Annotated in this window: 11 protein-coding genes and 2 pseudogenes; 7 read left to right on the top strand and 6 right to left on the bottom strand. The window is 38.6% G+C overall.

Features of this window, described 5'->3' with window-relative positions:
- A partial coding sequence (locus tag L654_RS0100115) for a Na+/H+ antiporter NhaC family protein (protein ID WP_024606896.1) occupies nt 1–355 on the top strand: 355 nt, incomplete at its 5' end.
- A gap of 266 nt (nt 356–621) precedes the next feature.
- Here L654_RS0100115 and L654_RS0100110 read toward each other — a convergent pair.
- The 3 genes from L654_RS0100110 to L654_RS0100100 are packed head-to-tail and all read right to left on the bottom strand — an operon-like array spanning nt 622 to nt 2,727.
- Nucleotides 622–1,053: an acyl-CoA thioesterase gene (locus L654_RS0100110; protein ID WP_024606895.1), complete on the bottom strand. Its 432-nt coding sequence runs from the start codon at nt 1,051–1,053 to the stop codon at nt 622–624.
- Nucleotides 1,054–1,058: 5 nt separating this feature from the next.
- Nucleotides 1,059–1,877: a M23 family metallopeptidase gene (locus L654_RS0100105; RefSeq protein ID WP_024606894.1), complete on the bottom strand. Its 819-nt coding sequence runs from the start codon at nt 1,875–1,877 to the stop codon at nt 1,059–1,061.
- Entirely contained in the window at nt 1,870–2,727 is an 858-nt protein-coding gene (locus tag L654_RS0100100) for a 6-carboxytetrahydropterin synthase (RefSeq protein WP_007582754.1), read from the bottom strand. The genes L654_RS0100105 and L654_RS0100100 overlap by 8 nt, the downstream gene beginning before the upstream one ends.
- A gap of 203 nt (nt 2,728–2,930) precedes the next feature.
- Between L654_RS0100100 and fabA the strand changes: the two genes are divergently transcribed.
- Nucleotides 2,931–3,446 (top strand): bifunctional 3-hydroxydecanoyl-ACP dehydratase/trans-2-decenoyl-ACP isomerase, encoded by a 516-nt coding sequence (gene fabA, locus L654_RS0100095; RefSeq protein ID WP_002960896.1) that lies wholly within the window; start codon nt 2,931–2,933, stop codon nt 3,444–3,446.
- Between the two features lie 67 nt (nt 3,447–3,513).
- Here the strand turns inward: fabA and rmf are convergent, their stop codons facing one another.
- On the bottom strand, nt 3,514–3,684 hold the full coding sequence (gene rmf / locus L654_RS0100090; RefSeq protein ID WP_002960897.1) for a ribosome modulation factor: 171 nt from the start codon (nt 3,682–3,684) through the stop codon (nt 3,514–3,516).
- 409 nt (nt 3,685–4,093) lie between these two features.
- On the opposite strand from rmf, the gene L654_RS0100085 reads away from it, so the two are divergent.
- The 3 genes from L654_RS0100085 (at nt 4,094) to L654_RS0100075 (ending at nt 6,260) form a co-directional block, all read left to right on the top strand.
- Nucleotides 4,094–4,729 carry a TetR/AcrR family transcriptional regulator gene (locus tag L654_RS0100085; RefSeq protein WP_024589313.1) on the top strand — a complete coding sequence of 212 codons (636 nt, stop codon included), beginning with the start codon at nt 4,094–4,096 and terminating at the stop codon, nt 4,727–4,729.
- Between the two features lie 49 nt (nt 4,730–4,778).
- Nucleotides 4,779–5,771, top strand: coding sequence for an MDR family oxidoreductase (locus L654_RS0100080; RefSeq protein WP_024606893.1), 993 nt, complete (start codon nt 4,779–4,781; stop codon nt 5,769–5,771).
- 72 nt (nt 5,772–5,843) lie between these two features.
- A complete protein-coding gene (locus L654_RS0100075) occupies nt 5,844–6,260 on the top strand; it encodes a VF530 family protein (protein ID WP_007582761.1) in 417 nt (138 codons plus the stop codon).
- 102 nt (nt 6,261–6,362) lie between these two features.
- On the opposite strand, the gene L654_RS0100070 is transcribed toward L654_RS0100075, so the two are convergent.
- The gene (locus tag L654_RS0100070; RefSeq protein ID WP_024589315.1) at nt 6,363–6,794 is read right to left on the bottom strand and encodes a DUF3859 domain-containing protein; all 432 of its coding nucleotides are present in this window, start codon (nt 6,792–6,794) and stop codon (nt 6,363–6,365) included.
- Between the two features lie 206 nt (nt 6,795–7,000).
- On the opposite strand from L654_RS0100070, the pseudogene L654_RS01000000125275 reads away from it, so the two are divergent.
- A pseudogene (locus tag L654_RS01000000125275) lies at nt 7,001–8,008 on the top strand (YHYH protein).
- Between the two features lie 13 nt (nt 8,009–8,021).
- Nucleotides 8,022–8,552, top strand: a complete 531-nt coding sequence (locus tag L654_RS0100060) for a hypothetical protein (RefSeq protein WP_024606892.1) — start codon at nt 8,022–8,024, stop codon at nt 8,550–8,552.
- Nucleotides 8,553–8,658: 106 nt separating this feature from the next.
- Here L654_RS0100060 and L654_RS0100055 read toward each other — a convergent pair.
- A pseudogene (locus L654_RS0100055) lies at nt 8,659–9,718 on the bottom strand (serine/threonine protein kinase); the annotation flags it as partial.

The raw sequence follows: 9,718 nt of genomic DNA, 5'->3' as shown, positions 1-9,718 counted from the left end.
AGCCGCCCTTTTAGATGGTAATAAACCTTTGGCCGCCGGTGTTATTTTGTTAGTCGGGTTATTAATTACAATGGGAATTGGTAGTTCGTTTTCAACAGTGCCTATTATTGCAACTTTGTTTGTTCCTTTATGTTTAGACCTCGGGTTTTCTGTTATGGCTACCGCTGCACTTGTTGGTACTGCGGGCGCTTTAGGTGATGCAGGCTCCCCTGCTTCAGACTCAACGCTTGGCCCAACATCAGGTTTAAATGCAGATGGCCAGCACGACCATATTAGAGACTCTGTTATTCCAACGTTTATTCACTTTAACATTCCACTGCTTATATTTGGCTGGATTGCTGCAATGGTGCTTTAAGTAGTATCCATGTAAGTATTCGTAAATTTAATTAAAAGCTGAAGATAACCAAAAAGGTATGTTTAAAGCATGCCTTTTTGGTTCTAACAATTCTTATCCCTATCAATTACTCCTCTATTTTGATTACTTTATTAGTCAATATTAACTGAGCTGTTGAGATTACATTTAATAAATATTTAGTATGATGTGTTCTTTATGGTTTTCTATATAAGCACCAATTAAGGTGCTTATACAATGTTACTCTACCGCGTCTTTAAAGCTCTAAATTACTCAAAACCATAAATCATTTTATCGCATACTACCGGTGTTGGTCTGTGATTATCATCGACAGCAACAAACGTAAAGCTACCACTAATGGCAGAGTGCTTATCATCTCTGTGCATAGTTTCTAATAGTATATCTACATCAACTTTTAAGCTGGTGTTACCTACATGGACTACTTTAGCAATTAACTCTGCAAAAGTACCTGCTGGTATCGCTTCTTTAAAATCAACTCTATCGGAAGATATGGTAACCAAAGGTTTACGACAAAAACGAGTAGCAGCTATAAATGCCACTTCATCCATCCACGCCAGTGCATCACCACCAAATAAAGTATTGTGATGATTGGTACGCCCTGGAAACACAGTTTTAGTTACCGATGTGGTTGAGTCTTCAATACGCTGAGCAATTATTGCATCGCGATTTACTTCAGTCATAATCTCTACTTTTTGTTTGCTAATGTATCTTGCATTAGTAATGCAGGATCAAGGCGTTCGCCTTTCCAGTTAAAACGCCAATCTAGGTGAGGACCCGTTACACGCCCTGTTGCACCAATTTCAGCCACTTTGTTACCTTGCTTAATTTTGTCACCCACTTTTACATCAAGCTTACTTAAATGAATGTAAGTTGAGGTAATACCATGGCCATGATCAATAATTAATGTACCGCCTGAGTAGTATAAATCAGGTTCAGAAAATACCACGGTACCACTAATTGGCGCGTAAACAGGAGAACCTGTTTTATTAGCGATGTCTAAGCCAAAGTGCGGACGACGAGGCTCGCCATTAAAATAACGCTGACTACCATAAACACCCGATATACGCCCTTCTGCAGGCTTTAACACAGGGTCTAAAAAGTACAGTAAATCAGAATCAACTTCTCTCGCCTTACGAACAGCAACTGCTTCGCGGCTTATACGTGCACTGACTTCTTTTGCCGGTGAAACATACTTCTTAGCCACGCCGGTAATTTTATCAATTTCATATTCACGCTTAGTTATGGCTAGCGGCTGAGAATGCGATTTACCCGTGTTATCTACCCATTTTAAAGTATGAGTCGTTTCAGCGTCACGCCCAAAACCAAATACAAAGTCACCATTTGGCGAAAGTTTTAAGCTTTTACCATCTAAGCTTACTGATTTAGCGTTTTCTAGCTTTCCAGTAACTAAACCGCCTTGTGTTAAATGCCCTTTTAACTCAAGAGCCATAGCACTAAAGCTAGCAGAGGCAACAAGCGCTGTTGCTAAAAGTGTTTTAAACATAGCTAATCGATCCTTTTCCAACACCTTCATAAGCAGTCACTTTCACTGCTTTTTCTGGATATTGGGCTTTAATTTGGCCAGCTACATGTTCAGCAATACATTCAACAGTGGTGTCTACTGGTAAAATGTCGCAACGGGATTCGCTAATCGCCATTTCAAAATAGCCTTGTGCCGACGTGTAAGCAAAACATACATCACCCGCTTTGGCTGTTATGTGTTTTAAATCAGGTGCGTTAATTTGATCTTCGCTGGTGGCTAAGTAAATATCTTCCCACTTTTGAGACCATTCTTTTTGCAAGCGCGGCATAGAGATGCCATCTAGGCTAATACCAATTTGAGAACGATGCCCATGAATAATACGCTGGCAATTACCGTCATGCTTTTTAAGGCCATGGCTGTAATGGTAGTAAAAACTTTGGCTGTGTTCAGGCTTAAGAGACAGCTCAATTTTTTCAATGTTATCTGGTAGCTTCGGTAAAATAGTCGCAATTAAAAATTCAGTAACCGATTCAACCGTTACTTCGTCTGCGTTAATCATGCAATAAGCTTGATGAGGAGCACTCATAGCTAAGTGATTATTTTCACCAAATGTGCAATCGAGTGTTTTATGCTCGTCAAATTCAGATACAGTGCCATTAAGCCCTGTAGGAATTGCTAAACGGTGATCAATACACTCATCTATAATGCCTTTAATTTGCTTTTTAACTAAACCAAAGTCTAAAACCATAGACTCTTCGTTAAGTTTACCGTGCAAAGTTAAATCAACAATCCAGCTCTCGCCAACGGCGCCGCGTTTGTTACATAAGTAAGAAAAATCAATCACAGTTAGTGAGTTAACAAAAAGGATCATAAACTTCCTTTAGACTGGTTATAAGACAGCGTTAATTATAATGATTTCTGATTGTAATTGCGCGGTTTTATAGTGCAAAAACCAATCGCGTTGATTGATTGATGATTTAATATGCAATATTTTGATTTTTTAACTGCTCCGAGTTGTTTAGCGTACAAGTGTACGCTAAAGTACTTGGCAATTTCTAAGCGAAGATAAGTGTTATGGAACCTAAAAATAGCTATACAAAAGAAGAGTTGATCCTGTGTGGTCAAGGTGAAATGTTTGGTGAAGGTAACTGCCGTTTACCAAGTGACAACATGTTAATGATGGATCGCATTACCTCTATTACTGCTGATGGTGGTATTCATGGGAAAGGCGAAATTGTTGCTGAGCTTGATATTGACCCTAGCCTTTGGTTTTTCGATTGTCATTTTAAAGGCGACCCAGTAATGCCAGGTTGTTTAGGCCTAGATGCTATGTGGCAACTAGTTGGTTTTTACTTAGGTTGGTCTGGTGGCCCTGGTCTTGGCCGTGCGCTAGGTGTGGGTGAAGTTAAATTTACTGGCCAAATTTTACCAACTAATAAAAAAGTAACTTACCGTCTTGTAATGAAACGCGTAATTAAACGTAAATTGTTTATGGGCGTTGCCGATGGCACAGTAGAAGTAGATGGCCGAGTAATCTACGAAGCAAAAGATTTAAAAGTGGGCTTGTTCCAAGACACTAGTGCATTTTAATTTTTAAACGCACAAACAAAAAGGCCTCCAATGTGGAGGCCTTTTTGCTTAAATTCGATTATTGATTTTAGGTTTTGTACATGTTGCGGTTTTCAATCGCTTCACGCCAACCTCCTAACCACTCTGATTTTGGATCTACTTGTTGATAAGGGCATAGCTCTTTTGAGCGACCTGCTAAACCTGCTTTAAAACCTTGAGAATGAGCTCTTTCTAAACGATCTCTTTTCTGTCTCTTCATCGGTAATATCCTCACCTTTTTATTTATATATTGTGTAGCATTAGTGAAATCTACATTTAATGAATAGTTAATAAAAATGTAAAATTCAAATTGTAAAAGCAATTAAATTGTTTGACTTTAACTAAGCTGCTGATGCAAAAATGAATTAACATTTAAAAAAGTAAGTGGTCATACAACATTTAATTTGACCGGTTCGTAAAAACAAATTGGCGATTTAATAATCGCTAAAAAGCACTTATGTGCTTTAATTGTGACCGACTAATATTGACTAAGTTCCAAACAAAAATGTAATCGTGACACTTTTATTTCATTAATTTTAAATTAGTAGCCCGCCCCTAAATTTGAACTATTTTTAAACAATTTAAATTTATACTTGATTATTTAAAGTCGATCGGTCTAATATAAGTTCATGAACAAAAATACATCAACACCAATACGCCGTGGTCGCCCACCTAAAATAGCCAGAGAAAACGCCGATACAAAAGCGTTACTTATTCGCACGGGCCTAGAAACATTAACTGAGTTTGGCTTTAGCGCCACGGGGCTCGATACTATTTTAAAAAAAGCAGCTGTACCTAAAGGCTCTTTTTATCATTACTTTAAAAGTAAAGAAGCCTACGGTATTGCGTTAGTTGATGCATACGACAGTTATTTTATTGCCAAGCTTACCCATTACCTACAGCAAGAAGATGTTCCCCCACTTGAGCGAATCGTTAATTTTACCCAAAGCGCAATTAAAGGGATGAAAAAATACGATTACAAACGTGGCTGTTTAGTCGGTAACTTAAATCAAGAGCTTAACCATTTAAGTGAAGAGTTTAAAACCAGATTAATGCAAAGCTACACCGCTTGGCAAAACCATGTAGAGGTTTGCTTAAACCAAGCTAAGCAACAAGGCACTATTGCAAGCCATGTAAATACAAAATTGATGAGTGAGTACTTTTGGATAGGTTGGGAAGGTGCTGTTATGCGCGCCAAGCTCACAAAATCAAATACTCCACTTACTTTGTATACAGAAATGTTTTTACGCGCATTATTAACCTAATGTGTTTTTATTTACCAATTAAAAGACGATCGGTCTAAAAGGATATCCCATGAGTAACCCAATTAAAGCCATTGTTATTAATAAAGAAGATAATAACTATAGCGCTTCATTATCAACTATCGAACATAGTGATTTACCAAACGAAAACGTATCTATCGACGTGCTATACAGCACACTTAACTATAAAGATGGTTTAGCTATTACGGGTAAAGGCCCCGTTGTACGTAGTTTTCCTATGGTGCCAGGTATTGATTTAGTGGGTACGGTTACAAATTCCACCAGCGATGAATTTAAAAACGGCGATAACGTAATATTAAATGGCTTTGGTGTAGGCGAAAAACATTGGGGCGGACTTGCTCAAAAAGCGGCACTTAATAGCGATTGGCTAATCCCCTTGCCTGCAGGTATTTCACCAAAACAAGCAATGCAAATAGGCACTGCGGGTTATACCGCTATGCTAAGTGTTATAGCACTTCAAAAACAAGGTATTACGCCTGAATCTGGCGAGATACTTGTAACTGGTGCTAATGGTGGCGTAGGCAGCTTTGCTATTTATTTATTAAATCAACTTGGGTTTAATGTAACAGCAGCAACGGGCCGATTAGATCAAAGTGAGTACTTAATAGAGTTAGGCGCTAAACACGTAATTGACAGAAATGAGCTATCAAACCCAGGCAAGCCTCTGCAAAAAGAGCGCTTTGCAGGGGCAATAGACTCTGTAGGTAGCCATACACTGGCAAATATATGTGCATCATTAAAATATGGAGGTGTAGTAACCGCCTGTGGACTTGCACAAGGTATGGATTTACCAGGGTCTGTTGCGCCATTCATATTACGTGGCATATCGTTAATGGGGATTGATAGCGTAATGCGCCCTAAAGCCGACAGAATTGAAGCATGGGATCGTTTAGCTAAATTAGTAAGCGCTGATTATTTAGATAAAATTTCGACAGAAATATCACTCGAACACGTAATCGATAACGCAGAGCAACTTATGGAAGGTAAAATTCGTGGTCGTGTTGTAGTTAATTGCCAAAGTTAAGCTATTTACTCTGTTAAAGCCTCGTTATTAAATTTATAATGCAATTTGTATTTTAATAACGAGGCAACACCTATGAGCAACCAAGAACTTTTCAGTAATAACCCACTGCAAGGCGTAAAATTAGAACAAGTGGTTGAAGAGCTGGTTGAACAATACGGGTGGGAACTCCTACACGCTTATTTACAACTTAACTGCTTTAAAAATAATCCTGATGTTAAGTCTGCGGTTAAATTTTTACGTAAAACACAATGGGCACAAGAAAAAGTAGATAACTTTTACCTTTACCGCCTTAAAAACTTACCTAAGCCTGATGATGTTCAATACGAATTACCACCACGAGATCGTGTGATCCCAGCTGATCATAAACCGGGTGAGCCGTGTGAACTTAGTTTTGTTGATGCTAAACGTATTGTAGAGAAAAAAGAATCTAAGCAACGTGCTCGCGATCGTAAACAGCGTTCTAATTCTAGTAACCCTTGGGGTAACTAAAAACTTACTAATTTAAGGTTGAAGAGCTGTTTATAAATAGCTCTTCGACTATTTTCTCATTAACTTCAATTATTTCCGTGTTACATAGCCAATAAATAACAATTAATATCCTCGGTTTTTCCAAAAATCTGTTTCGGTGCGCTCTGCCTCTAATGCCACATTAAAAGTTTTATCAGCAATGATTTTTCCATTTAGTTCAATCGTCATACGCCAATCACCCAATTTATTTTCTATTGGCAACCAAAGCGTATCGCCTAAATAAAAGTTCCAATTACTGTTTTTAACGTATACATCGCCTTCAAAAGGGTCCATTACATCACCGTTACTACCTGGAATATCAGGATGGTAAATACAGTAATGAAGCTTTTCGCCTTTACCTTTTTTAATATTTACGATTAAGCCAAACTCAATATCTACCTCAGCTATTACATTTGTTGTAAATTGCTCTATTTGCGGCAACGTTTTACTTTCACTATCCCACTTTGAGTAAATGCCGTGGCTTTGAAGCGTTACTACAGGTTTTATTTTAGCCATTTAGGTAGCCTTTTATATTAGCTATTTTGGCATTAGTTTAACTTTTTGAAATTTTAAAATAAAACACATTCTCATAAAGTTAAATCTCAACTTAGCTTTAATACTCCGCCTATTTACATAATTGCTAATTTGTCATCATTGTTTACACACTATTTGCACAATTGCTGATTATTGTTTGAGTAACTTAATTGATCAGGTAGGCAGCAATGAAACAATACGCACTTAATAATAAAAATCGAAATAGGATAAATGCTTTAAAGCTCACTTCTCTTGCTTTAATTGTTTCATCGTAAGTTGCATGTGGAGGTGGAGAAGGCATAGCTGATAGCTCAGCAACTACAGAAAGCTCATCACAAACCACCACAGATAATGGCACAGGTACCAGCAGTTCAACCCAAAGTGTACTTTGTGAATATAGCTACAGTGAATATAACGAATCAGAGTCAGTACAAGCCACCAGCGCAGCAGATTGGTCATGCACAGGAACTACACGCGACTTAGTAGCTAATGGCATACCCGATCACGAAGTAGGCACATTCCCTAATGCTGATAACCCAAATACTATTTCTGAACAATCAGTAAATGAAAGCTACACACTTGAGCCTATAGAAACAACACAAGCAACCATGCTTGGTGGTCCTCGTGGAATGATAGGCGTTGTACTTAATGGCATTAAAATAGACGCTGGTACAGGCGGAAGTTGTGATGATTCTGGCACCGATTGCGATTTAGGCGACAACAGCGGCAACTGGAATATAGAAGCCCTAAGCCAAGACACGTTTAGTTTTGGAACAGACGACAACAATGCACATGTACAACCCGATGGCACATATCACTATCATGGTATGCCAGAAGGCTTTGTAGCAATGCGAGGTGGCAATAGCACCACTATGACTCTAATAGGCTGGGCAGCAGATGGCTTTCCTATATATGCACGTTACGGCTATTCAGACTCAAGTGATGCAACTTCAGCCCTAACCGCAATGACCGGTAGCTATCAACAGGTAACAACCGAAAGTGCAAACCGCCCTTCTACCGATATATACCCGTTAGGTACATTTGCACAAGATTGGGAATACGTAGCAGGCTCTGGTGATTTAGATGAATGTAATGGCCGCGTTGGTGTAACGCCTGAGTTTCCTGATGGGATATACCACTACTACGCAACAGACACTTACCCATTTTTTCAACGCTGCGTTAAAGGCGAAGTTTAGTTAGGAGTAAGTTATGCCTTATACAAAAAGAGGTCTACTGAGTATGACTACTTTGGGTTTGTTGATTATGCCAAATTTAGCAAACGCACATTTAATGGTTGCAGAGCACGGTACGCTGAATTTTGTTGATAATAACGTGTTTATTGTGCTTTCAATCCCTATGTCGGCTTTTAAAGGGGTTGATGAAAACAAGGATGGCAAAGTATCAATAGTTGAGTTCAATGCTCATAAAAAAAAAATAAGTAAGCGAATTAAAAAGAACGTTTATTTAGCGGATCATCAATATAAATTTACTATTGACGGACTTTTGCTAAACCCAGAAGCGTCTCATACACATAAAAACGACAATATAGACCAAGTAACCATTACTGGGCGCTACTCTTTGCCTAGTAAACTAACCAAGGTTAACTTTAACGTTAAGCTATTTAGTAACAATGAGCACAAGCAGCACTATCAAATTACAGCGATTAAAAAAACGCAAAAGCTAACTCATCAATTTGAGCTATCACCAACGTGGCCCTTTAGTAAGGTGTTTAATAATTAGTAATACTTACCTAAATAATTAAGTGGCAAAGAGTACAAGTTAAACCAATTTGTGCTCTTTTTTATCTTTGTCTTCTTATTTAACACTCTTTAGTGAAGTGTTCTTTCTATAAAGATACAAGCTTGGGGTTTTTAGGAAAGTAATGCTCTTGTTTCTGCTCACATAAACTAAACTCACGGGTGTTTTTATATGGGAGCTTCATAAAGCCCGCAACACCCACGTCCGTAATATTTACCGCGTATTGCATAAGTTTATTTAGCAAACGTTTAAACTCAACCTCTTTGCTCGAATCGAGTAAGCGGTAGTAATGGTGAATCTTCATTCTGTCCGGCAGTGCTTCAAAAATAATACACCCCGTATGATGAATTTGGTTAAGCTCAAATACGCACTTAATAACTTTTTTAGGTAGCTGTAGTTGCTCATCAGGGTCTTTACCGTCTTCAAAGTATGAATGCGGGCGGGTTATGTCGTTTGCCTTCATGCTTACAACTTCGTATTCAAGCTCTGGTAGGCTATCAAACTTAAATGCACCCGTGCCATCTCGCTCTAATTGAATGGTTTTACGGGCATCAAACAAACAACACTTAAATAACCCTTTTTGATTAATCGCTTGCGCAAGCATCACCGTGTTATTAATCGCATCACTAAAGGCATCACCCAATGATTCGTCATGCATAATTAAAGACGATTCAACAAACATCGACTCATCCTTCCAATGAAAACTAAGCCCACCAACAACAGGGTACTTAGCTAATCGGCTTATTGATGCTAAAAATGCTTTTTCGGTATCGCCGGTATCAAACAAAAACTCTTTATAATAACGGTCAAGTTGAGCATCGTTTATATCAAGTAATTGCTGATTATGATCGGCCTGGCGTAAAAACTGTTTTCGTGAACTATATACAACCGTGTCGGGTTGCTCGGCCTTGCCATACCAAAAAGGAATGTCTGCTTTTTTTTGTTTTTTATCAAGCTCAGGTAAATACGCTTTAGCCATAGTTGTAATATTACGCATAAAGTAATCACCGGCACCATCACGTTGTGCCTTACTTTTAGAGAGCATACCATCAATCACTTTAGCCAGTTCTTTTGGGAGCCCTAAGCTGCTTGCAGGGATGGCTTGTGCACCAAAGCGACACGACTGCGCCGACGCTAGCGCATACAAC

It is taken from the genome of Pseudoalteromonas sp. TAB23, from assembly GCF_000498075.1.
In the GTDB taxonomy this organism is placed as follows: domain Bacteria; phylum Pseudomonadota; class Gammaproteobacteria; order Enterobacterales; family Alteromonadaceae; genus Pseudoalteromonas; species Pseudoalteromonas arctica.
The sequence above is the reverse complement of the archived record's forward strand: the minus strand, read 5'-3'. Positions and strand labels throughout refer to the sequence as shown.